The sequence below is a fragment of the Streptomyces sp. NPDC055632 genome, assembly GCF_053618675.1.
In genome coordinates this window covers 46,469-72,668 of sequence record NZ_JBSHHY010000015.1, presented here as the reverse complement: position 1 = coordinate 72,668, position 26,200 = coordinate 46,469, and the positions used below count along the sequence as shown (strand labels likewise).

Sequence of the window (26,200 nt, the reverse complement as noted above, 5' to 3'; positions counted from 1 at the left end):
GGTCTCAGCTCGCGCGCATGACGCCGGTCGCGTACGAGGTGTCGCAGACCGGGCGGGAGAAGGACTGGGCGCGGGCGGCGCCGTAGCGCTGGACGGCGGCGCGGCCGAGGTCGCGGGCGATCGACATGCAGTGCTGGGCGAGGGAGGGCCGGTTCTCGACCTCGCGCTGGAGGTGCGTGAGGGCGGTGCCGGGGTCCTTCGCCTGCAGCTCGGCGAGGAGCTGGTCGCGCAGGACGTCCTGCGGGGCACGGGACTTGGCCGGGACGGAGACGTCCTTGGCGGACGCCGTGAGCTGGGTCGCGGAGTCCTGGCCGGCCCACGGAACGGCGGACACCGCGAGCGTTCCCGAGAGCACCAGGACGACGGGCAGGACGAGGGCGAGGGAGCGGCCGATTCGGCGGGCAGAGTGGGTCACGCAGGCGAGCGTAGCGGGCGGTAGTGATATGGCGACATTTAGTCACTCTCGCGGGGGATGGTTCGAGGCGGCTTTTCGAATTCCGTGTTGACGCGGGAGGGAGGCCCGGGGTGGGTGCGGGCCCGGAATGCCGGGGTTTTCCACCGTAAACCCCTTGGGGAAGGCCGAATGGCCGAACGGCCCCGCGTCCACCCGGACGCGGGGCCGTTCTCGTCGCCTGCGGGTCAGTCGCTGAGGCGGGCGCCCGTGGAGGTGGAGAAGACGTGCAGCTCGCCGGCGCGGGGCACGACGTGGAGGGTGGAGCCCTTGGCGGGGACGTCGCGGCCGCCGACGCGGACGACCAGGTCCTTGTCCTCGCCGCCGACGCGGGTGGAGCCGTAGACGAAGCCGTCGGAGCCGAGCTCCTCGACGACGTTCACGGTGACGGCGAGGCCGTCCTTGCTCGTCGGGCCCGAGACGTCGAAGTGCTCGGGGCGGACGCCGACGGTGACGGTGGTGTCGCCGTTGGCGGAGGCGGCGGCGATGGCGTCGCGGGAGACCGGGACGACGCTGTTGCCGAACTTCACGCCGCCGTCGGTGATCGGGACCTCGACGAGGTTCATGGCGGGGGAGCCGATGAAGCCGGCGACGAAGAGGTTCGCGGGCTTGTCGTACATGTTGCGCGGGGAGTCGACCTGCTGGAGCAGACCGTCCTTGAGGACGGCGACGCGGTCGCCCATGGTGAGGGCCTCGGTCTGGTCGTGGGTGACGTAGACCGTGGTGATGCCCAGACGGCGCTGGAGGCTCGCGATCTGCGTACGGGTCGAGACGCGGAGCTTGGCGTCGAGGTTCGACAGCGGCTCGTCCATGAGGAAGACCTGCGGCTCGCGGACGATGGCGCGGCCCATGGCGACGCGCTGGCGCTGACCGCCGGAGAGCGCCTTCGGCTTGCGGTCGAGGTACTCGGTGAGGTCGAGCATCTTCGCGGCCTCTTCGACCTTGGCGCGGATCTCGGCCTTGTTGACGCCGGCGATCTTGAGTGCGAAGCCCATGTTGTCGCCGACGGTCATGTGCGGGTAGAGCGCGTAGTTCTGGAACACCATGGCGATGTCCCGGTCCTTGGGCGGCAGGTGCGTGACGTCGCGGTCACCGATGCGGATGGAGCCGGCGTTGACGTCCTCGAGACCCGCGAGCATGCGCAGGGAGGTCGACTTGCCGCAGCCGGAGGGCCCGACGAGGACGAGGAACTCGCCGTCGGCGATCTCGATGTCGAGCTGGTCGACGGAGGGCTTGGTGGCACCGGGGTACACCCGGGTCGCCTTGTCGAACGTGACGGAAGCCATGGTGATGTGTCCCTTCACCGGCAGGAACGTGCCGGACGATCCGAGTAAAGGAAGGATTGAGGTCTAGTCCACCTGGGTGAACCACGGGTGACGCTACCTGGCGGCGCGGGATCTGTCAGCACTCCCCGCCCCGTGAGATTCCCGACCACCACGGGACGCTCGTTGGATACACTGCACGGGCTGCCTCCTTAGCTCAGCTGGCCAGAGCACCGCTCTTGTAAAGCGGGGGTCGTCGGTTCGAACCCGACAGGGGGCTCCAGGCAGGAGACGCGAAGACCCCCGACCGATCTTGGTCGGGGGTCTTTGACATCCACGGGTGACATCAACGGGGGCGGTCGGGCCGTTTCCGCGTGAGGAGCCGGTCCATGTGGCTGATGGCCTCGCGCTGGGTGTCCTGGACGACGTGGGTGTACACGTCCATGGTCAGGCTGATCTGGCTGTGGCCCAGGATCTCCATCACGACGCGGGGCGCGACCCCGGCCGCGGTGAGGAGCGTGGCGCAGCCGTGCCGGGCATCGTGGAGGCGGATGGGACGGAGGCCGGCCGCCTCGCTGACGCGGACGAAGGAGCGGTGGACGTTGCGGGGCTCGACGGGGCGGCCGGTGCGGGTGGCGAAGACGTAGCCCGCAGTCGTCCACTCCGTACCGGCCGCTTCGTACGTCGTCTTCTGCCGCATCCTGTGCCAGCGCAGGGGAGCCAGACACATGGCGGGGAGCGGGATCGCCCGGGAGCGGCGTCCCTTGGTCTCGTCGTTGTAGAGGACCCCGCGACGACGCTGGACCTGTTGGCGGACCAGGAGGACGCGGTTCTCCAGGTCGATGTCGTTCCAGCGCAGTCCGACGATCTCGCCCCGGCGCAGCCCCATCGCGATGGCGAGCACGAAGGCGGCGTACAGCGGGTCCCGGCGGGCGGCGGCGAGGAAGTCGAGCGTCTCGTCGAGGGACCACGGGCTGAGGTCGCGTACGGCGGCCCTGGGCGGTTCCACGAGCTTGGCGACGTTCCGGACGATCAGCTCCTCCCGGCAGGCTGCGGAGAGAGCCGTACGCAGTACGCGGTGAGACTCCTTGGCGGTGGCCGCGGTGGTCTTCTTCTCCAACTGGAGCAGGAAGCGCCGGACGTCGGGGACGCTCAGCGACTCCAACCGCTTCGTGCCGAGCATGGGGGAGAGGTAGAGCCGCACGTGCGCCTCGTACTTGTCGTACGTGCTGAGCTTGCGGCGCGGCCGGACGACGCTCTCTAGCCAGTACGCCAGCCACTCGGAGAGCTTCGCCGAACGGGTGGGCACGGGGGTGCCGCTCGCGACCTTGTCGAGGAGCGCGCGGCGCTTGGCGTCGCACTCGGCCCAGGTCTTGCCGTACGCGAACTTCCGGGCGCGGGTGCCGTCGGGCTGGAGGACGTAGACGGCGGCCTGGAAGCGCCCGTCCTTCCGCTGGGTGATGGTGCCGGCGCCGTTCGGGTTGCGCTTGCGCTGGGCGGCCATCAGGCGGCCTCCCCGATCTCGTACGAGATGAAGTCCCGGACGGCGTCGACCGGGACGCGGCGCGCACGGCCGACGGTGATCGAGGTGAGGCGGCGCGAGCGGATGAGGTCGTAGACGGTGGACCGTCCGAGCTTGAGCCGCGCCATGACCTCGGGCACGGTCAGCAGTTCGTCGGTGGTGGTGGCGGTGATCATGCTGCGGCTCCTTCCTGTCCTTCCGGGGCGAGTTGGTCGCGCAGGGCTTCCCGTGCGGTCTGGCGGTTGAGCCGGATTCCGCGCGAGATGGTCGCGGCGAGGGCGGCCTCGCCGAGGGTGTGGCCGTGCCCGGCGTACTGCCAGGAGGCGAGGACGAGCACGGTGTCCGGGTCGGCGTCCACGCGTTCCTGAGCGGCGCGGTAGTCGGCGCGGATCTGGCGGAGGGCGCCGAGGGTGGTCGAGTAGCGGCGGGACTTGGTGGAGAAGTGGCCGCGGAAGCCGAGCATGTGGGCCCAGGCGGTGAGCTTGCGGTCCGGGTAGAGCGGGGCCAGGTCGAGGCAGGCCTTGATGAGGCGGCGGGGGTGGTCGGCCACGTCCAGGAGGTCGAGCACCTCCCGGTTGCCGATCCGCCGGTCGAGGCTGCCGGTGGTCTCGGCGGCCTTGGTGGCGTACTTGGCGACGTACGCGGCCACGGCCTGCTCGGTGATGTCGGAGCCGTCACCGAACGCCTTGACCGGTCGGATGTCGAGCTGGCGGCCCCACTGGAACCGCCGGCGCGGCTGGTCTCCGGCGGCCGGGACGGTGATGGTCGTGTACGCGTGGACGGCGGCGGCGCGGATCGCGTCGTCGAGGAGCTGCACAGTGGCCCACGAGGGCGGGACGGTGCCGGGGCCGTTCGGTCCGTCGAGCCGGATCACGGCGTGGAAGTGGATGGCACCGCGCTTCTGGAACTCGGCGACCTTCCCGTACGAGATCCGTAAGACGTCCTTCAGCTCGCGCTGGGTGAGCCCGGCACGGGCGGCCAGTTCGCGCCGCAGCCGGTTGGTGAAGCGCTGCCAGAGCTGACCGGCGTGGTTGTTGAAGAGGACGGCTCCGGCATAGTCGTACGACTCGGGGTCGAGCGCCGTGCCCAGGACGGAGTCGTTTTCCGGGTGGCGGGCGCCGCAGCGGCAGGCGCCGCGGTCGGGCCGGTTGTGCACGGGACCGAAGGACGGGGCCGTGAGGGTGGCGAAGACCCGGGGGTGGTCGCGGACCGTCGCGGGGACGTCCTTGGAGTCGTCACCGGCGAGGCCCGCGCGGATCAGGTGGTACGTGTCCCCTGCGTACGTGTGCGCGCAGGAGGGGCAGCGGGAGGCCCGGCGGTTGCCGCAGGCGACGCGGAGACGTCCGCCGGGTTCGGCCTCCGTGGAGTAGCGGCGGATGATCTCGCCGGACGTGCGGTCCTTGGCGAGGGACCAGCCGGTCAGGTGCACGGGGTCGGAGCAGCCGCCGGTGCGGTGCACCTGGTCCCGCCAGCGGTCGAAGTCGGGGGCGGCGGCGACTCGGAGGACGTCGTGGAGGGTGGCCGGGTCCAGGCCCGCCGCGGTGGCGGCGGCGCGCTGATCCATGATGGGTGTTCCTTCCGGTTGAGAGATCGGTGAGGGGTACGGCTCCCGGGCGGCGGATGCTTGGCGGTATCGAGGCCGCCCGGGGGCCGGTCAGCGGCACTTGGCCGAGGACGCGATCAGCGAACGGACGACGACGGCGCAGACGGCGACCGACGCGGCCGTGACGGCGGTCGCGAGCAGCATCGAGACCAGGACCGTTCCGACGACCAGGACGACGGCGCTGCCGGCGCCGATGACGGCGAGTGCGGTGCCGGGGGTGATCTGGACGGTGGGCCGAGCGGGCGGGGCGACCGGGGCCAGGGGCTGCTGCACGGTCTGGACGACAGTCGGCTGAACGGCGGCGGGCGGGGTGACGAGGCCGGTCGGCGTCGGCATGGTCGGGATCTTGGGTCGGAGCATGGGGTGGTTCTCCCTTCCGGGTCGGGTCACTTGGAGATCGCGGTGTCGATGACGGGGGCCAGCAGGCTGTCGGCGAGGAGGAAGCCGCCGAGGAGGAGCACGGCGACGAGCCACCAGGGCGGGCGGATGAGCTTGATGCCGAGAGCGCCGACGACGACCAGAGCGAGCCAGAGCGGAACGTCCACGAGCGGTATCCCTTCAGTCGGAGATGCGGCAGCGGTGGGTACGGGCCGCGAGCTGCGCGGTGGAGGAGCTGGAGTAGTCGGAGGACCAGCCGCAGCGGTCGGCGGTGCAGACGGCGGCGTACTTGGTGCGGCCGTGGCGGTCGCGGTGGGTGCCGATCTGTACGGGACCGATGCGCATGACGGAGTGGAAGTGGTCGCGAGGGGACATGGCGTTCTCCGTTCTGATCAGGAGAGTTGGGCGGCGATGGCGTCCGCCATGGGCGCGGGGACGCCGAGGCGGGCGCGCAGGGTGTCGGTGTCGATGGGGTGGCCTGTACGGGCGTGGTGGTCGTCGGCGAGCTTGCGAGCGTGCTCGACGAGGGCTGCGGGGACGGACACGGCGGGCGCGGCTGCCGGCGCGGGCCGGGTGGGCTCCCCCACGGCGACGGCTTCGGGGTCGGGCTCGGGGACGTGCTCCGCCTCGGTCGACACGCTTTCTGTCGGCTCCGGCTCGACCACTGGGCGGATCTCCGAGGTCGTCGGAGCCGGTGAGTGCGCGAGCAGCGTGCCGCCGAGGAAGGCGACCGCGGGCCATCCGGCGACGCCGAAGCGCAGCCAGCCGGGCGGATGGGCGAGGTCGAGGAACCCGGCGGTGGCGACGTTCGCGCCGAGCGAGGCGAACAGGGAGACCAGGAACCAGCACCAGGCGAGCCGGGACGAGCCGTCCGAGCGGAGCCGACGCCAGGCGGCGACCAGGAGCAGGTCGACGGAGACGGGATAGGCCCACGCCTTCCATCCGGTCTGACCGGCCGCGGCGGCCAGGTCGTGCAGGTGGGCGAAGGACAGCGCACCGGCGATCAGGGCTTGGACCAGCACGGCGTTGACGCGGAGCTTGTTGGTCATGTCGGCACCTCCTTTGCGGGCGTTCCGGGCATGGCGGAGTAGGGACGTGGCGCGATGCGGTCGCGCCGACCGGGTGGGGTGGGGAAGGTCAGGCGGTGGCCGGGTACTCGGCGGATGCCGGGGCCGGAACCTTGGTCGGGTGCGTGAGCGGCTCGACGGCGGGCCGGAAGGCGGCGAGGCCGGGCAGGTCCGGGGTGAGGTGCGCGTACTTGTTGCAGGCGTTGACGGCCGCACGGAGCGAGGTGTGGGGCGTACGGATGCGGGCCCAGCCGCCGGAGGCGTCGCCGGTGATCGCGAGGCCGGGCGACTCGACGGGGATCTGGACGGTGGCGAGCACGGCGTCCGGTGCGATGTCGCCGAAGGCCATGTTGGCGCTGGTCTCGTCGTTGACGCGGTGGGCGGTACGGACGCTGAGCTGGGCGCGGAGCATGGTGATGCCCTTGCCGAGTTCGGAGCCGAAGCGCTGCCCGCAGACCTCCAGGTAGATGCCGGCGGCACGGCCGAGCTGGGCGAGCCGGGCGAGTGCGGTGATGATCCGGTCCCGCCGCTTCTCCTCCTCCTTCGTGGAGAAGAGGGCGAGTTCGGCGACCTCGTCGACGAGGACGACCACGGGAACGGGACGGAGGTGGTCGGGCAGGTCCCAGATGTCGGCGGCGATGTCGACGTCCGGGGTGTCGGCGGTGATGCGCTGTTCGGCGCGGATGAGTTGGTAGACGCCTTCCATGTGCGCGATGAGGGCGTCGAGGAGGTCGGCGGCGGTGTCGGGGTTGTCGGCGAGGGCGGAGAAGCGACGGGCCAGGGGGAACAGCTCGACCCCTTGCTTGCAGTCGATCCCGATCAAGGCCACTTCCTGAGCGGCGAGTTCGGCGACCAGGTTCCGCTGGTAGACGGACTTCCCGGACTTGGTGGCTCCGATCGTGAGGGCATGCGGGGTGGTGCGGTAGTCGCGGTAGTGGACGGCGCCGTCCTCCCGCAGGGCGACCGGCAGGCGCATGGTCGAGCGCTCGACGCCTGCGGGCATCTGAACCCGCTTGAGCACGTCGTAACCGGTCATCCGCAGTTCGACGACGCCGGAGCGGACCTCCCGCGAGGCGACGCCGTGCATGCCGAACGAGTGCCGCAGCCGGTCGCACGAGGCGGCCACGTCGAAGGCGTCCTGTCCGGGGCGGAGCCCCAGCCGTAAGACGAGGCCGGTCCGGGTGGGCCGAAGCCGCAGGATGCGCGGAGCGCGGGGCTCCGGCACGGGCCGGTTGGCCATCCGGGCGACGGCAAGACGCCAGCGGGGCGGAGGAACGGTCAGCCCGCAGGCGTCCATGACCGAGGAGTACCGGACCAGGACCCGGAGGGCGGCGAGCGCGGCCCCGAAGGCCAACCAGTACCAGGCGGGCCGCCGCCACCGCAGAAGACCGGCGAGGGCGACGACGACCACCACGGCGGAGAGGATCGACCACTCCATGATCAGGCGGCCTTCTGGTTCGCCGCGCTGCCGACGAGCGAGGTGACCGCGACGGCGCGGAAGGCGATGCCGTGCCGGCGCTGGCCGTTGAACTCGTTCTCCCAGGGCCGGGCGATCAGGCCGGTGACGGCGACCGGGGTGCCCATGACGAGGTCGGCGGAGACGCCGGTCTCCGGGACGGTCACGGTCAGGATCTCGACCTCGCCGTTCGCCGCGAACATCACGTCCACGGTCGACAGCGCGGCGCCGGTCTCGGCGTCCGTGGCGCGCTCGCCGGTACGGCGGTCCTTCACCTTGGGCTGCGGGGGCTGGGCGACCATCACGGAGGCTGCGGAGGTGTCGACGGGGATCTGACGCACAGAGATCACTCCTCTAGAAGTGTCTGACTCCGTCACTCATGTATATGAGTGACATGAAGAAGAGTGCCTGACTCCTATATATGAGTCAACCCGCCGGACGAAGAAGTCCAAGCGGGTTGAGGAGAGTTGACCGCGCGTCAGTCCGCAGCAGGGATCCGATACTCGAAGACGAACTGGTCAGCGGCCATGAGGGTGTCGCAGACCTCGACCACGCGACCGGTCTTGGTGACGGCGTTCCGCAGCAGGTGAACGACGGGCGCCCCAGGGCTCAGCGCGAGTTCGGAGGCTTCGGCCTTGGCGGCCGGCCGCGCCTGCAACGTCTCGACGAACTCGGTGAAGACGTGTCCGTCGTCCTCCAGGCGGGCGTAGATCCCGCCGGGTCCGGGGTTCTCGGAGAAGAGCTGGGGGATGTCCTTGACCACGTCCCATGGGAGATAGGAGGAGGCGGTCTCTACGGGCACGCCGTTACGGAAGTACAGACGCCGCCGCGCGAGCACCTGCGTACCGGTGTCGACGCCCAGGCGCTCGGCGATGTCCTCCGGCGCCTCCATCGGCCCGATGTAGAGGACGCTCACCTTGGCAGTGGCGCCGGACTGGGCGGACTCGGCGAGGTAGGCAGCCTTCCCACCCCGGCGATGCGAGGCCCGGAACCGGTCCGAGGAACGCAACCGCACGGGCGGCCGGTCCTTCACGATCGACCCCTTGCCGTGCCGCGTCTCCACGAGCCCGCTCGCACGAACCTCGACCATCGCCTTACGAATGGTCCCGCCGGCGACGCCGTATCGCTCGACGAGCTCGGACTCACTCGGCACCAGGTCGCCGGGCTTGAGAACGCCGGCCTTGATCTGCTGCACGATCTCCTCGGCGATCTGGACGTACCGGGGTACGGCCCTCCCACCTCCTGCTGTCGTTCCCATAGTCCTTCTCACTCTCCTATGCTCCTGTACATGAGTAACAGCGCCCGAGAGACGACGTCAACGCCACTGCACTCCGTGTCCGTCGCGGGCGCGGTCGTACGCGAAGACGGCCGACTCCTGGCGATCCGCCGCGCGGACAACGGCACGTGGGAGCTCCCGGGCGGAGTCCTGGAACTTACGGAGGCCCCCGAAGAGGGCGTGACCCGCGAGGTCTGGGAGGAGACCGGCATCCAGGTAGAGGTCGAGGAACTGACTGGGGTCTACAAGAACACGACCCGCGGCATCGTGGCGCTTGTCTTCCGCTGCAGGCCGTCCGGCGGCGAGGAAAGGACCTCCATGGAGTCGACTGCGGTCGAGTGGCTTACGCCGGAAGAGGTCACCGCCCGCATGACCGAGGTGTACGCGGTCCGCCTCCTCGACGCCCTGGACGACAAAGGCCCGCACGTCCGCAGTCACGACGGCCGGCATCTCCTGGAGAAGTCCGGGTGACCAAGGCGAAGCACGTCGACGAGTGCCGTGACATCTACGACTTCCTGGATCAAGTCCGCCTTCGGCCAGGCATGTTCGTCCGAGGTGGCTCCCTCCTGGAGCTCCAGTCCATGCTGTACGGCTTCCGCGTGGCCTCCGCGATCTACGGCCCTCAGGCAGTGCTGGACTTCGAACACGAAGGCCCCTTCACGGAGTGGCTGTGGCCACGACTTGGCCGGACGCACAGCAGCCCCATGGGCTGGGCCATCGAGATCACGAAGACCGCGCAGGCAGCCGACAGAGCTGGTATTGACCTGTTCTTCGAGCTACTAGACGAGTTCAAGGCCGAGCGAAACCCGCAGGCGCGGTAAGAGTTTCCCTACTTCATCAAGGCACCCGCCGCGCACGGCGCGGCGCGCGCGGCCCGTCGCCCGGGCCTGCGCTCCTGTCTGACGCCCCGCTCCAGCCCGGCCGCCGTCCCGCACGCCTGACAGCTCGGGTTGATGGGCGCCGAACCACGACGCGACCGAAGTGATCTGCGGATCAAACGATGCCTCCGGCGGGGGCGCTCAGGCTCCGGGATGGAGGGGCCCGTCTGCGGGTGCCGGCCGGTGGGATGTGGGGGTGGGGGGCTCCCATCCCGTCTGCCGTCGACCCAGGCAGAGCCCAGCAGACACGGCGCCGGGCGTCCAGGTCGTTCGTACAGTGGCGCGCTCCACCTGGACGCCCAGCACCGCGCCTGCTCCACGGTGTGTGGGTCGACGGCAGACGGGATGGGAGCGGGCTACTTTGTCAGGTGCGGAACGCAGGGCGCAGGCTGCAAAACAGGTGGCCCTACTCCGCCAACGAAGCTTGGGGTGCTCCCTGAACTTCCGAGGAGTTCTGAGAGGGAACACTCACTGTGTTTACCTGTGCCTGCTGGGCGATCTTGCTGTAACTTGTCGCCGTAATATTACGCCAAGCGACATAAAATCCGAACGTCAAAAGAGCACCCACCGCCGCAGAGCAAGCGATCAAGGTGGTAGAGTTTTTCAGCTCGAAGCGCGCAATCAAGAAAATGGCCGCACCAAAGAGTGCCGGGCTATTAAGAATCCACCCTCGACAAATCCTCATCCGAGAGCGAGCATAGTCGGCGCGAGCCGCAAGGTCTGGTCGCCCTGAAACATGCTGGCGAGCCGCACTGTAAGACGAATTTGAAGTAAAATATTCGGATCGAATGCTTCTGCGCCGCTTCGCCAGTAGACCATCCGCTCCCCGGTCGACGAGGATACCCAGCGCGTAAGAGAAAGCGAGAGCCAGGCCGGCGGCGATAGAGGACCCCATGATGGGGGAAATGCGGGATGCGTTATCGGGACCAGCAATAGCCGCAAGGAAAGTGACTAGTGCTGCTAGGGATCCAATACCCACAACCAAGACTTCCACGAACATGGTTGTGGCAGCCACAGCTCCCGAAATTTCTGGCTGCTGAATCTTAGTCAAAAAGAAACCCCCCACGCATCGGCCATGTCGCGCAACATAGAATCGGGCAATTCATCCTGCCAAGTCCCCTGCAGTAGAAGCTTCGCGGAAGAGAGCCTTTCGAAAATGATTAGGCTTTCGGGCTGGCTAGCCAGCAAGTATCGGCCGTGTCTTAGGAAGTGATCACTATCGGGGCCATAATCTTCGTAAATTCGCTCCAGATCCACTCGTCTTTCTTCGGTGAATCTCTCCAATTGATCCGCATAGTTGATGTTCTCCGGGATTGTCTTAGTGAGCACATCAACAACTTCTTCGGAAAGATCTCGGCGATAGTCGTGACGTGTGAACGTTTCGAATATGGTCTCGGCTTGTTCTAGGAGCTGGTTGCTTCGTGCGATGTTCGGGTGATCTGCCAAGGCTTCCACCCCCCGCTGGACTTCGAGATCGTATAGCTCGACCAGAGCGATCAGACGGTACAGCGAGCGTCTGACATCGGAGGGTACGGGCCCAGAAGCAGGCTTGTACATGAGCTTGTGAGACATCCGGGCCCACAGGTCCGTAGCCTCGGTACGGATCTGGATCTCGCAATCGTAGGGCTGGCCGTCTTCGCTGACCTGATCTCCGTAAGCCACCACTTGTACGTGCAGGCGCGGATACTGAAGTCGATCTTCTGCCCCTGCAACCTTGCGTCCATCCTCCGGTTCGCCTACGAGGGTGAACGACTCCTTGATGAGCTCCAAGGCTGGATCAAGCAGCCCTTGATGTTGCACGATAACCCTAATGCCAGCTTTGTCGGTTATCTGCCTCCATGGGTCCTCGTACTCCTTATGCTCGGCTTTCAGTCGGAAGCTCGCCGGCTCTTTCGCTCGACAGATGACCTCACAGCTGATGTGAGCCCGCGCAGCTCGCCGACGAATGCGCGCCGCCGTGAGCTCCGCAGCATTCTCAATCTGCGGCCGTTCTCTTAGGAATCTCTCAAGGGCTGCTTCGATAGCACTCATGGCTACTCGAAAATCCTGCCATTGCCGTCCCCGTCGGGCCGAGAAGATTCCTCAGAGCCAGGCTTATCCGTAACGCGTCGCTTGCCGCCCGGGGGCGCGTAGGCAGTAGCGGTTGTGACGGTGCCTGTGATAATTACACTCGTCCTCCCGTCGCCCTGATCTTCAAGTTGCACGATTTCATCGTCTTCCATTGCGCCAATGGGTGCGACGATGAAGACGCCGTTAGCGAATGCGACACGCATATTATTCAATCGGCTCTGCAAATGCTCGATATCTTTATCGAAGGCGCGTGTAGGGACTTCCGCTGTCGTCAGAAATTCTGTGAAGTCATCTCGGTGTGAGAGGGCGAGATGCTGTTGGGCGAACGTGATCGGGTCGAGGACCGGATTCGGGCTTTGTAGTTCAGAAAGAGTAGCCATGATGTAGTTAATGCGCACGTCTGGATCGGTCACGTACTTATTGATCCACTCGGTGGCCGCATCGTGAAACCGACGCGTCACTTCACGTGGCTCGCTCTTTTGCTGGCACCCTAGGAAGCGTTCCAGGAAAAACTTCGCCATTTTTCCAGTCATCTGTCGGTCGGCGGCCCACCCTTCAAGTCCTTCTTCTGAAATTCCATCCTCAGAAAAGAGGGCAACCTTGTAGACCTTTGACTTTTCGGTGAAAAGAAGATCCGCGAAGTACTGAATATCGAAGGTGCGCAACCCGTTCGCTTCAATTACCTTCGCCTGCATCCCCGTTTCCTGCTCAAGCTTGACGAGGAGCAGGGCTCGCTTGCCAGCCAGCCTAGAATCTGCAACAAGAAGGAGGCCGGCGGGATTGACTCCGGTTTGGCTATTGCGCAGCAAGTGGACCATTTCTGCCGAGACTTCGACCAGATCTGACGACCCAGTCAAGAAGTCGTACACATGGTTCGGCAAGCTAGATTTAGATTCTGGATCCTCTACGATTTCTCGCGCAGTAGAGGCAAGGATCCCGCGAAGTTTGGCCTGCAGTGCCGTTCGAACATCATCTGTTAGATTGCAGACAGTCTGACTGAGGGGGATTTCTTCTTTGGGGTCCGAACGTCGTTTTTGCGGCACCACGTGAACAATTGCCTGATCGATGACGAGATCGCCAAAATCGGTTCGCAATTTCCCCTACCCATAGAATAATCAAATTAGTCAGACTTAGTGCAAGCGTTCGCTACCCGTGGTTCTGGTAGCTGAGACGCCCAGACGGGATGTGTCCCCCTCTGGAAGCCACCCCGTCGTGGCCGTATGGTGGCACACCATATGAATGACTGGGGGGTAGCTGCTGGCACTGGCGCAATTCGCGCTGTTCAGAGGCTTGCTTGGGTCGCTCCTGCCGTCAGGTAGGGCGGGGACGAGGCAGGGGACATCCCTGGTGCATCGGAGGCGTCCTAGCCGCCTCTGACCAGCAAATCCTGGTCAAAGAGAGGTGTGCGCGCAGAGGGGGAGGCCCCAGATCTCCTCTGGGGCCTCCCCCTCACCTCATCCCAGTACGGTGCTGCCGCTCGCTTCCCGTTTACGTATGGGAGGGCAGGCGATGCTTGTAGCTCTCTGCCACACGCAGGATGTCCCGCAGGGAGTCTGCAAGGTCCATCACCAAGGACCGTAGTTCTCTAGAGTCCGCGGTCCTGTCGTCGAGCACCTCGTGCACGTAGTTCAGGAGAACGACTGCGGAGTTGACCTGGGTCACCTCCGTGGAGTCAGCCAGACGAGACAGACGGCTGTTGCTGTCGTCGGTGCTCAGGAAGCACGACTTGCCGTCCGGGCTGGACCACGGGAGGAGTCGCAGTTCGCCGTGAGAGGTCACCTGTCGGTCTCTCTTTCCTTGACTGTCGGGTACGTGGTGAATACCGCGTCTGCGGCATCACTGGGGAGGGCCAGGAGTACGGCTTCGAGCACACGGCCGGTGGCGTCGAGGGCGATGCGTGTGATGGTGAGGACTGTCCGCGTGGGGCTGATATGGAGGGCGGTTGCCTCTTCCGGGGTGGGGAGACGGGCGGTGACTGTTTCCTGGGTTTCTATTCGGCCCGCGTCTCGACTGTTGGGCCAGGAGGAGGAGGTGATTTGTGCGGCCGGCGCGAGATCACGGGGGATGTAGATGCGGGCCACGCTTCGGGGAGTCTCACCCTCGTAGGTGGTGCAGTGGAACTCCGTTAGGGGGGTGTTGAACGGGACCCTCAAGAGGGCTCTGATGCGGCCGCGCGCCCGGACAGTGGTGGTGCGGATGGTGGTCTGGAGGTCAGGGGCGAACGGTATGCCGGTGCCGCCCCTGTAGGTGATACGGCGGAGCGGAGCACGGACGAAGTTGCCCTTGCCGTGGGTCTTCTCGATGAGTCCTTCGGCCTGGAGGAGGGCGAGGGCCTGGCGGATGGTCGGGGTGCTGACCTTGTAGTGGGTGGCCAGCTTGGGTTCCGAGGGGAGGCGGTCTCCGGGCTTGAGGCCGCCGGTGGTGATCTGGATGCGGAGGTCTTCGGCGATGGTGTCGCGGAGGGTCGGCATGTTCGTGGTCACCACCTTTTCTGGATTCGGAGGGCGACCAGGCGGGTGCGGGGGTGCATGGTCAGTTGCTCGCCCGTCTCGAAGAGGAGGCGTTTGGCGCCGAGGGGGAGTTGGCGGAGGTCGGCCACTCGGCAGGGCTGGCCGCCGATTTGGATGACGTCGCCTCGCTGGACGTTGATCGAGCTGATCTCGATGGGGGCGACCACGGTGCCGGTCGGGGCCCAGGGCCTCATGCCGTTGCCTCCGGACGGGGTGGGGTGGTCGCTGGCGTGTGGCAGGGGCAGGCGCATGCCTCGTAGATCACCGGGATGTCGACCGGGGCCGTTGCCGGGGAGGAGTGGGCGCACTCGTGGTGGGTGCCGATCTGGCACCGGGACGAGAGGTACGGGGTGGGCTTCGTGTAGGGCATCAGGCTGCCTCCGCCGGCATGCGGTGGGGGCGCTCGGCGGTGGCGGCGTATCGGCTGACGCGGGGCGTGCTCTCGCCGTGGGTGATGGTCCGTCCCGGTGGGGTGGAGCGGCGTAAGGGCTTGTGGGGGTGGGTGGTTCGGGCGTGCCGTGGTCTGGTGGGGTGGAGTGTGCGGCGGATACGGTTGCGCATGCTGATCAGCTCCCATCGCTGATGGCCGGGTCCCCGGACGTCGCGTGTCGCGGGGACCGCTTGTTCACGGCGGCCCAGAGGGTTCGGCCGCCCAGGCTGGTGGCGAGCAGGCCGAAGCGATCTGCCTGGGCCAGGACTTCCAGGACCTCCCGCCATGTCTCGGCGGTGAGGGTCTCCGGTACTTCCGCTTCGATCGACGTGTGTCTGGTGTGGTCCAGCACGCGTGTGGTGAGTCCCAGGGCGGACAGCCGGGCGGCGAGGGTCTCCGCGCTTACTTCTGGAGCAGGCACAGGGCAGCCTCCGTTACCGGCGATCACTTTCAGTGAAGCTAGTTAACTAGATTAGAGCTAGTGGACTAGATTTTCCATATGCCTGAGCAGCCGCCATACCTCCGTATCGCCGACGAACTGCGGCGGCGGATCGCGGAGCACGAGTGGAGTCCTGGAGACCGGCTGCCCTCGCGGGCCCAGATCGGCCAGGAGTGCGGGGTGGGCGAGAACGTCGTTCGCCGGGCCCAGGAGTTGCTGATCTCCCAGGGCGTGCTGGAGGGGCGGGCCGGGTCCGGGACCTATGTCGCCGAGCCCCGGCAGCGGGTGCGGATGGTGCGGTCCGCGGCGCGCGAGCAGCCGGACAGGTCGCCGTTCCGGGCGGACATGAAGGCCGTCGGGCGGAACGGTGGTTGGGAGAGTCGGACCGATGCAAAGGTCCCCGCGCCGGCGGAGATTGCTGCGCGGCTCGGGATCGGTGAGGGCGAGCTGTGCGTCCGGACCGTGTACGAGTTCCTCGCCGACGGGCGGCCCGTGCAGTTGTCGACGAGCTGGGAGCCGTACGACCTCACTGGCGGGACCCTCGTAGTCCTTCCGGAGGGTGGACCGCACGCCGGCGCCGGTGTCGTGAACAGGATGGCCGAGATCGGCGTGACCGTCAGCCATGCCGTCGAGCAGCCCGAGCCCCGGCAGGCCACCACCGAAGAAGCCTCACTTCTCGGGATCCAGAAGGCCGCGCTCGTCACCCACATTCGGCGGACGTACTACAGCGACCAGGGACAGCCTGTGGAGACCGCTGACATCGTCGTGCCGGCCGCCCTGTGCGAGATCGTTTACGAGATCCCGATCAACCGCTGACGGAGCATTGCGCAAGGGGGAGTCATGGAGTCGCTCGGTTTTCTCATCAGTGGTTTGGTCTGGGGTGCACCTGCTGCCGCTCTCGTGACCCTGGTGGTCGTGTCCGTCGTGGTTCGACGATGGCGGCGGAAGGCCATCGCGGCTCTGGAGAACGAAGAGCTAGAGGTGGACAGGCAGCGCATGTCAGGGCGGCCGGTCGCCACAGCGGAGGAAGTCTGAACACATCCTTCGGTGCGTGTGCTGTCGGCGTGCTGCCGTCCGCCGCGCTTGCGCCTCCCCCTTCTACGGCGAGCGCTGGAAGCATTCCCGCGTCCGGTGACGAAGGAGAACGGGATGGTTCAGCCGAGGTGCGGTGCTCCTACTCGGAGCGGAGGCCGCTGCCAGAACAAGGCGATCACGGGTACCTCGCGGTGCTCCAAGCACCAGGGTCCGTGGTCCCCGTACGGGGTCGAGCAGCGGAAGAAGAAGGAAGCCGAAGCCAAGATGAAGAAGCTCCGGAAGAAGCGGTAGCGCGCCGCTAGGTCGGCCCGGCTGACATCTACATCTGACATCAACGATGGTGGACGGGGACGGTCGCCCCCGGATCGCCGCAGCAGCCGCCAGTAGCGCCCCTCCTCTGCTCAGCACCGCTTGGCCGAACTTGTAAAGCGGGGGTCGTCGGTTCGAACCCGACAGGGGGCTCCAGGTGGGACACGCGAAGACCCCCGACCGATCTTGGTCGGGGGTCTTCGCCGTCTACGGGTGACATCGACGGCTGTGGTCGGTCGAGGGCGGCCGCGAGCGCGCGGAGCGAAATACGGATGCTCGTTCCCGGGCCTGGCAGGCAGGATCACGCCATGTCGACCGACGTCAGTGGAATGATCGAGTGCCGTCCGGGGGCCCGGCTGTGGGGCGTGGACGATGAGGACACGGTCTGGGAAGCGGGCATAGACCTCTTCCTGCTGAACAGGGGCAACGCCTACGACGGCCTGGCGTGTCTCTTCGGTATTCGCAACTCCTTCGGCTTCCGTCCGCTTGCCGAGGACCGTGGCTTCCCGGACGACGCGTCGGAAGGGTTGCGTCGTGAGTTCGCCGGCTACGGCGGCCCCGACTCCGTGTACGGGACGACATGGGTGACCTGGACCGAGCTGTCCGCCACCGACTGGCAGGAGACGGACGCCTCCGGCACACGAAGTCGTGCATCGGCCGCAGGGACCGACACCGACTGGGGCCGCGTCTGGAGCGTCATGCGCATCCTCGGCGAAGTTCACGGCGCGGAGAACGTGCGCCTCGTCGTCTGGTTCCACTGACCCGCTCCCGCGCTGAGCATGAGGTCGGGCCGGACAGGCATCCAGCGCACTCAGCCACAGTCGGGTCCCCCCAGGCCGCTTTCGCTTGAGGAGCCGCTAGCCGAGTGAGCTCAACGGCCATCCCTTGGTTCGCTTACTCCCCGATCCGGGAGGCGGCCATCTCCCACGGGGTCGGCTCTGCCACGTCTTCGTACTCGTCGGCGTCTTCCCGGTACCAGCCTGTTCCGGCGAGCCAGGTTTCGAGCCACTCGGCCAGACTCCCGGCGTCGACGAACCAGGCGGCGGCTCCGTCGTCCTCCATGGCGTTCGGCTCGAAGAGAAGGACCGTGGCGGTCTCGCTGAGGCAGTCCACCGCGGCGTACATGGCGCAGCCCCAGTCGAGGATCGGCAGCACGCCCGCCGGCCAGTACGGTGTCTCGTCCTCGGCCGAGGCGGATCGTTCGGACTGGTACTCGCTCAGCACCGTGCGTCCTGACCCCACCAGCGGAAGGAGCTGGTAATCGGGGCCGAAGCCACCGTTGGCCACCTCCCGGTACAGGCTCGCCAGCAGGGGCGGGAGGGCGAAGCCGAGAGCTGCCTCCGCCTCGGCGACATCATCGGCAGTGACGGCGGGGGGCAAGGCCTTGTAAGGGGACTTGGCCTTCGCTGCTATGCGGGAGATGAGATCTTCGATGGCTATCACGTCCGGGATCCTGCCAGGCACCTACGACAGCGACCGCCGTCCTGTCGGGTCTCCCCTTGTCGAAGAACTGACCGGGATCTACAAGAACACGACCCGAGGCATGATGGCGCTTGTCTTCCGGGGCAGGCCGTCCGGCGGTGAGGAACGAACCTCCATGGGGTCGACCGCGGTCGAGTGGCTCGCTCCGGAGGAGATCACCGCCCGCACGACCGAGGTGTACGCGATCCGCCTCCTCGACGCCCTGGACGACAAGGGCCCCCACGTCCGCAGCCGCCTACTGGAGAAGTCCGCATGGCCAAGGCAAAGCACGTAGGCGAGTGCGATGACGTCTACGACTTCCTGGACCAGGTTCGCCTTCGGCCAGGCATGTTCGTTCGCGGCGGCTCCCTCCTGGAGCTCCAGTCGATGCTGTACGGCTTCCGCGTCGCCTCCGAGATCTACGGCCCTCAAGCGGTGCTGGACTTCGAGCACGAAGGCCCCTTCACGCAGTGGCTGTGGCCACGACTCGGCCGGACGTACAGCAGCCCCTTGGGCTGGGCCATCGAGATCACAAAGGCCGCGCAGGCGGCCGACAGACCCGGCATCGACCTGTTCTTCGACCTACTGGACGAGTTCAAGGCCGAGCGAAGCCCGTAAGCGCGGTAAGAGTTTCCCTACTTCATCAAGGCACCTGCCGCGCACGGCGTGGCGCGCGCGGCCCGTCGCCCGGGCCTGCGCTCCTGTCTCCGCCCCGCTCCAGCCCGGCCGCCGTCCGCACGCCTGACTGCTCGGGTTGATGGGTGGTGAACCACCATGCGGCTGAGGCTCCACGTAAGTGCTACTCAAGACGATGCCTCCGGCGGGGGCGCAACAAGCACCAGGATGGGCGGGGGCTCCGTGGGCGGGTGCCGGCCGTGGGGTGTTGTTGTGGGGGAATTCCCATCCCGTCTGCCGTCGATACATGCAGAGCCGAGCAGACACGGTGTGTGGGTCGACGGCAGACGGGATGGGAGTTGAAGTGGTTGGCGCGGGACCCCGCTGGCGAAGATCCAGATCAGCGGGCTGGATCTTCGCTCTCATCTTCCTCCGGCGCCGGCGGATCAGCGGGGTTGAAAGTCTGGTAAATCCCGATGCTGCACATCATGACCGCCACAAGTAGCAAGGCTACGAGCGGTCCGTGACGACCTTGCCTCCCAGGCATCCAAAGCTCGTGAAGCTGCGTTGATCGAACTTGTAAAGAGGGGCCTTCGGTTCGACCCGGCAGGGGGCTCTGTGGGTATGAGGGGCCGGTACGGGTGTGTTTTGCCTCGTGCCGGCCCTTCCGCGCGCCGGGAGGGACCGGAAGACTAGTGGGTCCCAGGCCTGTGGCGCGGTTTCGATTCCATCGTCCGTTCTTCCGCGAAGACCCGGGCTCCCGCCCCGGGGCTTCGTCGTGTTCCAGCCCCTGGGGATTACGCCGCAGCCTCGGCTCCGAGGCTTCCGGCGTTGATGGCGCCCCGCAGGACGTGGGCGATCTCCTCGGGCTTGAGGTCGATGCCGTCGAGGCCTTCCACGGTCAGCGGGATCTCCTCCAAGGCGTACTCGCCCCGGCCCTCGGCGCTGAACTCGGGGCCGGTGCGGTCGTCGAAGGACCAGGTGGCGATGCGGGCGAGGTAGAAGAGCTGGCGTTCGTCGGCGGACTCCGTCGTGTGGAGGAGGCGGATGATGTCGGCCTTCCCCGCGATCTCCTCGTGGATCTCCCGGTGGAGGGCGGCCTCTCGGGACTCGTCGCCGGGTTCGACGCCGCCGCCGGGCAGGACCCAGTACTCGGGGATGCCGGGCCTGGTACGACGAATGACCAGCATCGTGTCGTCTGCGGTGACGAGGACGGCGCGTACTCGTTCGATCATTTCGTTTCTTCTCCTTGCTTGTTGACGGTCTCAGTGCAGCAGCCAGCGGCCGTCCACGTGGACGGACTGCCCCGTGATGAACGAGGCGGAGGGGCCCACGAGGAACGCCACCAGGGCGGCGACGTCCTCGGGCCGGCCACGGCGCGGTACGCACTGGCGCTTGATCTGGCCCTCGGGCCGCGCACGGTGCCGGACAGGGAGGGCGTTCTCGGCCTCGACCTGGATGGCTCTGTCCGAAACCGCCATCGGCAAGCCGGCCGCCGCGGCCGGCGACTCCTGGGCCGCCCACTACTCTCCCGGTCGCTGGTCCCACGAATCCTGCATGATCCTCGCCCGACTCGGCGACCTCGACGCCGCCAAGGAGCACCTCCACCTCGCCCTCGACATCCACGGCCTCGACCGGCGCCGCACCCGCGCGATCGTCCTCGCCGACCTCGGCGGCGTCCGCCTCCGCCAAGGCGACGTCGATGGTGCGATGGCCACACACGCGTGAACCCAGGCGAACGACCCTGCACAGGCCTCTGAACAGCACCAACAGACTTGGAAAGCGTGCGCGCGGCCGGCGCTGGCAGGGCACTCTTGGCCATCGGCGGAGCCTGGCCGTCGGTTGGGCCCTGGGTTTGCACCGGACCGCCCCCGGACAGAGCCAGGGATGCGGCTGCACTACAGAGCTGGACACCTCGAAAGCCGACCGCGCGCAGGTGGACGCTACGCCGGGGCACTGACAGGCAGAGGTGAAGACCGTGCCACATCCGTGCCAGATCAGGCAGGGAACCACGGGGAACGAAGGGCAGCGTCGGGCTCTGGGATATCAATCAGCTCCCACAACGTCTGTGCAGGTCAGGTGCGGTCTCGCCTTCCCTCTCTTGTAAAGCGGGGGTCGTCGGTTCGAACCCGACAGAGGGCTCTTGGCAGGACAGGCGAAGGCGTCTGACCGATCATGGTCTGGGGTCTTTGACGTCTACGGGTGACGTCGACGGCTGCGGTCAGGGGCGGTCGGGACTTGGATGCGGGCGCGTGAGGAGCCGCTCCATCGGGCGAGTTCAGCGGTCATCCCGCGGCCCGTTCACTTCGTGATCCGGGAGGCGGCCATCTCCCACGGGGTCGGCTCCGCGGCGTTTTTGTAACGGTGTCGCTCTCTCGACCGAGGACCGGTACTCGTTCAGTGCCGCACGGCCCGCCCGGAGTCGTTCCACAGACCTCTTGTACGGTTCCCGGCAAGGGGGCGCCATGCGTGATCAGGACTGGGACGACGACAGCGAGTACAGGTCGGCCGTGAGGCGTACGCAGGTCATGATGGCGATCGCGTTGGTCGTGACCCTGTTGGTGGTCGGGATCGTGGCTGTCGGCATCTTCGGCGTATCCATGTTCTTGGACCTCGCGGAGGATCTCAGTCGATAGCCGTGAGCCTTTCGGGTCCGTAGGTGCCGGTATGGCCCGACCGGCCGGTTCTGCCAAGGGCTCGGGTTAGAAGGGGCGCCGCTCCCCGTGGGCGTCGAGTGCGTCGGTGTAGCGCTGGAGTTTCGCCTCCAGGTCCTGTTGGAGGAGGGCCGCCGTCTGGCGCGCCTCCTCCAGGTCGCCGGCGGCGCAGAGTTCGATGAGTTCGGCCACGTCGGCGGAGAGGGTGCTCAGGGTGTCGCCCTGGACCAGGAGGCCCGGGAAGCGGCGGCCCGGTAGGCGTACCACGGCGTCGTTGCCGCCGTCGGTGAACAGCTCTGCTTCCACTCGCTCCATATCGGGCCTCCGTCTCGGTTTCCGCCTCGTACGGTCTCGTACGGTCTCGTACGGGGCCCCAAGCAGTATCGACGGATGTGGGAAGCGTGCGCGTGATCGGTGCCGGCAGGGTGCTCCCGGCCATCGGCGGTTCCTGGGCGTCGGTGGGGTTCCGGGCCTGCACCGGGCCGTCCCCGGACAGGGGCGGGGGACACGGTCGTACTGCAGAGGTGGGCGCCTCGGACGCCGACCGCGTGCGGGTGGGCGTCGGCCCGGGGTACCGTCGGCTTCGGCTGCAATCCCGGTGCTGCAAAGACGGGCGATCGAGTGGCGGAAGGCCGGGAGTTCCCGTTGCTCGCGCCCGTACCGAAGCACACGTACCGACTGCACACGTTTCGAAGGGGGTCCTCCATGGTGACGGCGACCGTCCGTGAGTGGCACGAGGAGGAGGGGTGGGGGGTGTTCGACTCGCCCGAGACGCCCGGTGGGTGTTGGGGCCACTACTCCGACGTCCAGATGGACGGGTTCCGCACGCTGTCGCCCGGACAGCGGGTCGACCTCACCTGGGAGGCCCCCGGCTTCAAGCAGGACGGGTACGACTACCGCGCGGTGGGGGTCGTTCCTCGGCGTGATTGACGGCCGCGGCTGATGTTCCCGGGTGGGGGGACCGTTGTTCTTCACGGTCCCCCGGTCCGGCGGTGGGTTCCGTTCGCGGGGAGAGGGGCTACCTCCTCCCGCGGCTCTTCACCGCGAACGCCACGAGCGCGATAACGGCGATTCCGACCAGGAGCCAGATCGGTACGCCGCCGAGTCCCTTGTAGGCCAGTACGGTCGAGTCGATGTTCGGTTGCACGGGAACTCCTTCCGAGGGGTGTGTCAGCCGGTGGGTTCTCCGTAGGCCTGCTCCGTCGCCTCGCCGACCGCCATGACCCCGACGGCGCAGGGCACGGCTCCCGCGCCGCCGGTCAGGTAGGTGCAGCCCGCGGTGAAGCCCTTGTCGGCGGCGAAGCCGAGTGCCGTTCCGGCGGCGGACTTGTAGTCCCCGCTCGCCACCTGGCCGGCGAACTCGCCGGCGGCGCCGACCGTGTCCATCACGCCGCCGAGGCTCAGGGTGCCCCGGGGGTCGATACGGTTGACGGGGTCGCCCTCGGCGTAGAGGTGGGGGTTCTTCTCCTGGCCGGAGGGGGCGTGGCTGGTGAAGCGGCCGATGTGGGGGTCGTGGTAGCGGGCGGCGAAGTGGTAGAGGCCGGTGGGGTCCTGGTAGCCGCCGGCGAACCGGTAGGGCTGCGGGACCTGCTCCGAGGTCTCGGCCCGCCGGACGCCCCGGGGGCTGTAGGAGTACGTGTTGACCTCGGTGCCCGCCTCGTCGGCGAGCGCCACGACGGAGCCGAGCGCGTCGGTGGGGTGGTAGTAGGACCTGCCGCCCGTGGTCATGGAGTTGAGGGTGCCCCCGGGTTCCCGGTTGAACCCCTTGTCGACACCGGCCGTCGACGTGGCCGAGAGGCCGAGCGGGCCGTTGTGGAAGAGGGTGTCGCCGAGCTTGACGCGCTCGCTCTGGTCGGTGGAGTCGTACTGCCCGGCATAGGTCCTGCCGCCCACGGTGAGCGAGGTCATCTGGGAGTGGTCCGACCACTTGACGGCGGTGCGGGTCTCCTCGGCGCAGGAGAAGCGGCCGGCGTCGTCGTAGGTGTAGGCGGTCGTCGTGCCGGCGACCACGTCCGTGCGGGTGCGGATCTTCGCCCCGTCGGTGCCCGCCCTGCTGTAGGAGTAGGCGAGGCAGACCAGGGTGCCCTTGGGCGAGGTGGCCCTGAACCTCTCGGGCCGGCCGGACCCGTCGACGGTGACCTCCCGGACGGTGCCGCCCGGGTACGTGGTCTTCGTGCGGAGTGTGGTCCTTGGCCTGCCACTGGTCCGGGTGCGTCCTCACCAGGTCGACCCAGCGGCCCGAACGGGTCTCGGTGAGCTTGAACCCCTTGTGCTCGCCGCCCTCGTCGTGCTGGTCGGCCCAGAGAGGTTCCGGCAGCGGTGCGGGCACGCCGGGGCGGCGTGCCGGAAGCACGCGAGATCATGCACTTCCCCCATGAGAAGAGATGTCACGGTGGCCACAGTGGTCATCGGAGGCCCACACGCTGTCGCGGTTCCTTCACGGGAGCCCGGGCCCGGCTTCGAATTTCTCGCACGCACGCGCGAATTCAGGCCATAGATCTTCCGGGCCCGGTGTGGAGTTCCTGTGTGCAAGCGCCCCGCCGTCCGGGACAATCGCCGTTACGGGGGTGTTCACGTGGCACGGGGTGTTTTCGGGGAGGGGTGCGCGCATGGGGCGGCGTTCCGGGGGGCTGATCGGGATCTGGGCCGAGCAGCAGAGGGTGGCGCAGCGGCAGCGGGAGGGGCAGCAGCAGGCCGTGCTGCGGCAGCAGCGGGAGGTCGAGCGGCAGCAGCGGGCGTACGAGCGGGACGTGTCCCGGATGCAGCGGGAGCAGCGGGCCGCCTACCGGCGGCACCGGGACGCCGACGCCCTGAGGAAGACCCGCGAGATCGACGAGCGGGTCGCCGCGCTCGAAGGGCTGCTTGCCGCCGGGTGCCGGGCGCCCGCCTTCCGGGTGGAGTCGCTGCGGCGGGCCGAGGAGGTCGAGCCGTTCGCGCCCGGGGCCCTCGCGCACCCCGTGCCCGTGCCCGACCAGCGGCACTACTCCGGGCGCGACGGGCGGGCACGGTTCGAGCGGGACTGGTACGCCGCGCAGGCCGCCGAGGCGCGACGCCTGGAGTCGCTCGCCGCGTACCGGAGGGAGTACGACGCCTGGGCCGCCGCCCGGATCACCGAGATCCGCGCATACAACCGGGGGGTCGCCGGGACCGGCGAGGCCCTGGCCGGCGGTGACGCCGAGACCGTCGTCGACTACTTCTCCGCCGTGCTCTTCGCCTCCACCGGCTGGCCCGACGGCTTTCCGCGCGAGGTCTCCGCCGCGTACGACCGGGGCGGGCGCGGGTTCGTCCTCGACTGGGACCTGCCCGGTTACGAGGTCGTCCCCGAGACCAAGGGCGTCAAGTACCTGCCCGGCACCGACCAGGAGAAGGAGGTCGCCCGGCCCGTCACGCAGCGGCGTGCGCTGTACCGGAGCGTCCTCGCCCAGAGCGTGCTGCTCGCCGTGCGCGAGCTGTTCGCCGCCGACCGGTTCGGGGCCCTGGAGTCCGTCGCCCTCAACGGGTACGTGGGCGGCGTCGACCCGGCCACCGGGCTCGCCTCCCGGGTGTGCGTCGCCTCCGTCGTCGTGGGCCGGCAGGACTTCGACCGGCTCAACCTCGAACTCGTCGCCGCCGTGGACTGCCTGACCGGCGCGCTCGCCGGGCGCCTCTCCGGGAAGCCCGAGGAGCGGGCCGCCGTCGCCCCGTTCCGCACGCCCGATCAGGTCGGGGGCGACGTCGTCGTGCAGGGGGACGGGGAGGAGCCCGATCTCCTCTCCATGGATCCCATCGCCTTCGAAGGGCTCGTCGCCGAGCTCTTCCGGGCCCGCGGGCTCCAGGCCGTCACCACCCGCCGCTCCAACGACGGCGGGGTCGACGTCGACGCCCTCGACCCCGACCCCATCAGCGGCGGCTCGATCGTCGTCCAGGTCAAGCGGTACCGGAACACCGTCCCGCCGTCCGCCGTGCGCGACCTCTACGGGACCGTGCAGGGCGCCGGTGCCAACAAGGGCGTCCTCGTCACCACCTCGAAGTTCGGGCCCGGCTCCTACACCTTCGCCAACGGCAAGCCGCTGACGCTGATCTCCGGGACCGAGCTCGTCGACCTGCTGCGGCAGCACGGGCTGCGGGGGCGGCTGGGTGCTCCCGGGGCGGGAACGCCGTCCGGGGCGGAGACACCGTCCGGGGCGGAGGCCCGGCCCGCTCCGGAGACCGCTCCCGACGAGGACTTCAACCTCCTCGGGATGGTGTGGCGGGGCTCCGTCGCCCTCGACGTCTGCGCGCTCGTCTGCGAGGGCGGCCGGGTCCTCGGGGACGACTGGTTCGTCTTCTACAACAACCCCGCCACGCCCGACGGTTCCGTCGCCATGGTGACCGCCGCCCCCGGCGACCGCGCCGCCGTGCGCGTCGGGTTCGACGCCCTTCCCGCCCGGGCCGACCGGCTCGTCCTCGTCGCCGCCGTCGACCCCGAGGTCAATCCGGACGCCGACCTCCGCGGGTTCACCGAGGCCGGGATACGGCTCCGGGACGGCTCCGGCGGCGAGCTCGACCGGCTCGACGTGTCCGACGGGCGGGACGGCGAGACCGCCCTCGTCCTCGGGTCGTTCCGGCGGCGGACCGGGGGCGACTGGGACTTCGTGATCGGGGGGAAGGGGTACGTCGGCGGGCTCGGGGAGCTGGTGGGGGACTTCGGCATCGAGGTGAGCTGAGACCCGCCCCTGCCTGTCGCCGGCGATCCCCGCCCGTCCCTGCCTGTCGCCGAACGTCCCTGCCTGCCCCCGCCCGTCCCTGCCTGCCCCCGCCCGTCC

General features: G+C 68.1%; 29 protein-coding genes, 2 tRNA genes and 4 pseudogenes. 11 read left to right on the top strand and 24 right to left on the bottom strand.

Going from position 1 to position 26,200, the window contains the following annotated elements:
- Positions 1–4 precede the first annotated feature (4 nt).
- Positions 5–415 (bottom strand): hypothetical protein, encoded by a 411-nt coding sequence (locus tag ACWGSR_RS20410; protein WP_366376048.1) that lies wholly within the window; start codon positions 413–415, stop codon positions 5–7.
- 224 nt (positions 416–639) lie between these two features.
- A complete protein-coding gene (locus ACWGSR_RS20405; protein WP_376242422.1) occupies positions 640–1,737 on the bottom strand; it encodes an ABC transporter ATP-binding protein in 1,098 nt (365 codons plus the stop codon).
- Positions 1,738–1,919: 182 nt separating this feature from the next.
- On the opposite strand from ACWGSR_RS20405, the gene ACWGSR_RS20400 reads away from it, so the two are divergent.
- Positions 1,920–1,996: transfer RNA gene (locus ACWGSR_RS20400), tRNA-Thr, on the top strand.
- A 63-nt stretch (positions 1,997–2,059) separates the two neighbouring features.
- On the opposite strand, the gene ACWGSR_RS20395 is transcribed toward ACWGSR_RS20400, so the two are convergent.
- From ACWGSR_RS20395 to ACWGSR_RS20350, 10 genes are all read right to left on the bottom strand, one after another.
- The gene (locus ACWGSR_RS20395) at positions 2,060–3,217 is read right to left on the bottom strand and encodes a tyrosine-type recombinase/integrase (RefSeq protein ID WP_453567987.1); all 1,158 of its coding nucleotides are present in this window, start codon (positions 3,215–3,217) and stop codon (positions 2,060–2,062) included.
- A complete protein-coding gene (locus ACWGSR_RS20390) occupies positions 3,217–3,411 on the bottom strand; it encodes a helix-turn-helix domain-containing protein (RefSeq protein WP_453567985.1) in 195 nt (64 codons plus the stop codon). Before ACWGSR_RS20390 ends, ACWGSR_RS20395 begins: the two co-directional genes overlap by 1 nt.
- Positions 3,408–4,799 (bottom strand): replication initiator protein RepSA, encoded by a 1,392-nt coding sequence (gene repSA / locus ACWGSR_RS20385; RefSeq protein ID WP_453567983.1) that lies wholly within the window; start codon positions 4,797–4,799, stop codon positions 3,408–3,410. Before repSA ends, ACWGSR_RS20390 begins: the two co-directional genes overlap by 4 nt.
- A 90-nt stretch (positions 4,800–4,889) precedes the next feature.
- Positions 4,890–5,198, bottom strand: a complete 309-nt coding sequence (locus ACWGSR_RS20380) for a SpdD-like protein (protein WP_453567981.1) — start codon at positions 5,196–5,198, stop codon at positions 4,890–4,892.
- 26 nt (positions 5,199–5,224) lie between these two features.
- The gene (locus ACWGSR_RS20375; protein ID WP_104860443.1) at positions 5,225–5,383 is read right to left on the bottom strand and encodes a hypothetical protein; all 159 of its coding nucleotides are present in this window, start codon (positions 5,381–5,383) and stop codon (positions 5,225–5,227) included.
- Between the two features lie 13 nt (positions 5,384–5,396).
- Positions 5,397–5,591 (bottom strand): mobile element transfer protein, encoded by a 195-nt coding sequence (locus ACWGSR_RS20370; RefSeq protein ID WP_453567979.1) that lies wholly within the window; start codon positions 5,589–5,591, stop codon positions 5,397–5,399.
- 17 nt (positions 5,592–5,608) lie between these two features.
- The gene (locus tag ACWGSR_RS20365) at positions 5,609–6,265 is read right to left on the bottom strand and encodes a DUF2637 domain-containing protein (protein ID WP_453567977.1); all 657 of its coding nucleotides are present in this window, start codon (positions 6,263–6,265) and stop codon (positions 5,609–5,611) included.
- A gap of 88 nt (positions 6,266–6,353) precedes the next feature.
- Complete coding sequence (locus ACWGSR_RS20360; RefSeq protein ID WP_453567975.1) at positions 6,354–7,721, bottom strand: FtsK/SpoIIIE domain-containing protein; 1,368 nt, start codon at positions 7,719–7,721, stop codon at positions 6,354–6,356.
- A 2-nt stretch (positions 7,722–7,723) separates the two neighbouring features.
- Positions 7,724–8,080, bottom strand: a complete 357-nt coding sequence (locus ACWGSR_RS20355; protein WP_453567973.1) for an SCO3933 family regulatory protein — start codon at positions 8,078–8,080, stop codon at positions 7,724–7,726.
- Positions 8,081–8,217: 137 nt separating this feature from the next.
- Complete coding sequence (locus tag ACWGSR_RS20350) at positions 8,218–8,997, bottom strand: GntR family transcriptional regulator (RefSeq protein ID WP_383430917.1); 780 nt, start codon at positions 8,995–8,997, stop codon at positions 8,218–8,220.
- A gap of 18 nt (positions 8,998–9,015) precedes the next feature.
- On the opposite strand from ACWGSR_RS20350, the gene ACWGSR_RS20345 reads away from it, so the two are divergent.
- Both ACWGSR_RS20345 and ACWGSR_RS20340 read left to right on the top strand, forming a co-directional pair.
- Positions 9,016–9,486, top strand: a complete 471-nt coding sequence (locus ACWGSR_RS20345) for an NUDIX hydrolase (protein WP_453567970.1) — start codon at positions 9,016–9,018, stop codon at positions 9,484–9,486.
- The gene (locus ACWGSR_RS20340; RefSeq protein ID WP_453567967.1) at positions 9,483–9,836 is read left to right on the top strand and encodes a hypothetical protein; all 354 of its coding nucleotides are present in this window, start codon (positions 9,483–9,485) and stop codon (positions 9,834–9,836) included. Before ACWGSR_RS20345 ends, ACWGSR_RS20340 begins: the two co-directional genes overlap by 4 nt.
- 463 nt (positions 9,837–10,299) lie before the next feature.
- Here the strand turns inward: ACWGSR_RS20340 and ACWGSR_RS20335 are convergent, their stop codons facing one another.
- From ACWGSR_RS20335 to ACWGSR_RS20310, 6 genes and pseudogenes are all read right to left on the bottom strand, one after another.
- Positions 10,300–10,908, bottom strand: coding sequence for a hypothetical protein (locus tag ACWGSR_RS20335; RefSeq protein WP_453567964.1), 609 nt, complete (start codon positions 10,906–10,908; stop codon positions 10,300–10,302).
- A gap of 32 nt (positions 10,909–10,940) precedes the next feature.
- Positions 10,941–11,924 carry a hypothetical protein gene (locus ACWGSR_RS20330; protein WP_453567961.1) on the bottom strand — a complete coding sequence of 328 codons (984 nt, stop codon included), beginning with the start codon at positions 11,922–11,924 and terminating at the stop codon, positions 10,941–10,943.
- Positions 11,925–11,926: 2 nt separating this feature from the next.
- Positions 11,927–13,057, bottom strand: coding sequence for a nucleoid-associated protein (locus ACWGSR_RS20325; RefSeq protein ID WP_453567958.1), 1,131 nt, complete (start codon positions 13,055–13,057; stop codon positions 11,927–11,929).
- Positions 13,058–13,738: 681 nt separating this feature from the next.
- Positions 13,739–14,446, bottom strand: coding sequence for a GntR family transcriptional regulator (locus ACWGSR_RS20320; RefSeq protein WP_453567955.1), 708 nt, complete (start codon positions 14,444–14,446; stop codon positions 13,739–13,741).
- Positions 14,443–14,667: a hypothetical protein gene (locus ACWGSR_RS20315; protein ID WP_453567952.1), complete on the bottom strand. Its 225-nt coding sequence runs from the start codon at positions 14,665–14,667 to the stop codon at positions 14,443–14,445. Before ACWGSR_RS20315 ends, ACWGSR_RS20320 begins: the two co-directional genes overlap by 4 nt.
- Before the next feature lie 382 nt (positions 14,668–15,049).
- Positions 15,050–15,324: pseudogene (locus ACWGSR_RS20310) on the bottom strand (hypothetical protein); the annotation flags it as partial.
- Positions 15,325–15,402: 78 nt separating this feature from the next.
- On the opposite strand from ACWGSR_RS20310, the gene ACWGSR_RS20305 reads away from it, so the two are divergent.
- The 3 genes from ACWGSR_RS20305 (at position 15,403) to ACWGSR_RS20295 (ending at position 17,447) form a co-directional block, all read left to right on the top strand.
- Complete coding sequence (locus ACWGSR_RS20305) at positions 15,403–16,158, top strand: GntR family transcriptional regulator (RefSeq protein ID WP_453567949.1); 756 nt, start codon at positions 15,403–15,405, stop codon at positions 16,156–16,158.
- A gap of 586 nt (positions 16,159–16,744) precedes the next feature.
- A tRNA-OTHER gene (locus ACWGSR_RS20300) sits at positions 16,745–16,842 on the top strand.
- A 152-nt stretch (positions 16,843–16,994) separates the two neighbouring features.
- Entirely contained in the window at positions 16,995–17,447 is a 453-nt protein-coding gene (locus ACWGSR_RS20295; RefSeq protein WP_453567946.1) for a hypothetical protein, read from the top strand.
- 133 nt (positions 17,448–17,580) lie between these two features.
- Here ACWGSR_RS20295 and ACWGSR_RS20290 read toward each other — a convergent pair whose 3' ends face one another.
- Complete coding sequence (locus ACWGSR_RS20290) at positions 17,581–18,129, bottom strand: SMI1/KNR4 family protein (RefSeq protein WP_453567943.1); 549 nt, start codon at positions 18,127–18,129, stop codon at positions 17,581–17,583.
- Between the two features lie 58 nt (positions 18,130–18,187).
- Here ACWGSR_RS20290 and ACWGSR_RS20285 point away from each other — a divergent pair.
- Together ACWGSR_RS20285 and ACWGSR_RS20280 are read left to right on the top strand one after the other, a co-directional pair.
- A pseudogene (locus ACWGSR_RS20285) lies at positions 18,188–18,442 on the top strand (hypothetical protein); the annotation flags it as partial.
- Positions 18,421–18,765 (top strand): hypothetical protein, encoded by a 345-nt coding sequence (locus ACWGSR_RS20280; protein WP_453567940.1) that lies wholly within the window; start codon positions 18,421–18,423, stop codon positions 18,763–18,765. The pseudogene ACWGSR_RS20285 and the gene ACWGSR_RS20280, both read left to right, overlap by 22 nt.
- Before the next feature lie 794 nt (positions 18,766–19,559).
- On the opposite strand, the gene ACWGSR_RS20275 is transcribed toward ACWGSR_RS20280, so the two are convergent.
- Positions 19,560–19,997 (bottom strand): NUDIX hydrolase, encoded by a 438-nt coding sequence (locus tag ACWGSR_RS20275; protein WP_453567938.1) that lies wholly within the window; start codon positions 19,995–19,997, stop codon positions 19,560–19,562.
- A 30-nt stretch (positions 19,998–20,027) separates the two neighbouring features.
- Positions 20,028–20,243 (bottom strand): SDR family oxidoreductase, encoded by a 216-nt coding sequence (locus ACWGSR_RS20270; RefSeq protein ID WP_453567935.1) that lies wholly within the window; start codon positions 20,241–20,243, stop codon positions 20,028–20,030.
- Positions 20,244–20,259: 16 nt separating this feature from the next.
- On the opposite strand from ACWGSR_RS20270, the pseudogene ACWGSR_RS20265 reads away from it, so the two are divergent.
- A pseudogene (locus ACWGSR_RS20265) lies at positions 20,260–20,481 on the top strand (tetratricopeptide repeat protein); the annotation flags it as partial.
- A 983-nt stretch (positions 20,482–21,464) separates the two neighbouring features.
- Here the strand turns inward: ACWGSR_RS20265 and ACWGSR_RS20260 are convergent.
- Positions 21,465–21,731: a DUF6959 family protein gene (locus tag ACWGSR_RS20260; RefSeq protein ID WP_453567933.1), complete on the bottom strand. Its 267-nt coding sequence runs from the start codon at positions 21,729–21,731 to the stop codon at positions 21,465–21,467.
- A 390-nt stretch (positions 21,732–22,121) separates the two neighbouring features.
- Between ACWGSR_RS20260 and ACWGSR_RS20255 the strand changes: the two genes are divergently transcribed.
- Positions 22,122–22,346, top strand: a complete 225-nt coding sequence (locus ACWGSR_RS20255; RefSeq protein ID WP_453567930.1) for a cold-shock protein — start codon at positions 22,122–22,124, stop codon at positions 22,344–22,346.
- Positions 22,347–22,434: 88 nt separating this feature from the next.
- On the opposite strand, the gene ACWGSR_RS20250 is transcribed toward ACWGSR_RS20255, so the two are convergent.
- Positions 22,435–22,563: a hypothetical protein gene (locus tag ACWGSR_RS20250; protein ID WP_453567927.1), complete on the bottom strand. Its 129-nt coding sequence runs from the start codon at positions 22,561–22,563 to the stop codon at positions 22,435–22,437.
- 23 nt (positions 22,564–22,586) lie between these two features.
- A pseudogene (locus tag ACWGSR_RS20245) lies at positions 22,587–23,633 on the bottom strand (RHS repeat-associated core domain-containing protein); the annotation flags it as partial.
- Positions 23,634–24,025: 392 nt separating this feature from the next.
- On the opposite strand from ACWGSR_RS20245, the gene ACWGSR_RS20240 reads away from it, so the two are divergent.
- Positions 24,026–26,101: a restriction endonuclease gene (locus ACWGSR_RS20240; protein ID WP_453567924.1), complete on the top strand. Its 2,076-nt coding sequence runs from the start codon at positions 24,026–24,028 to the stop codon at positions 26,099–26,101.
- The last annotated feature ends 99 nt before the right edge of the window (positions 26,102–26,200 follow it).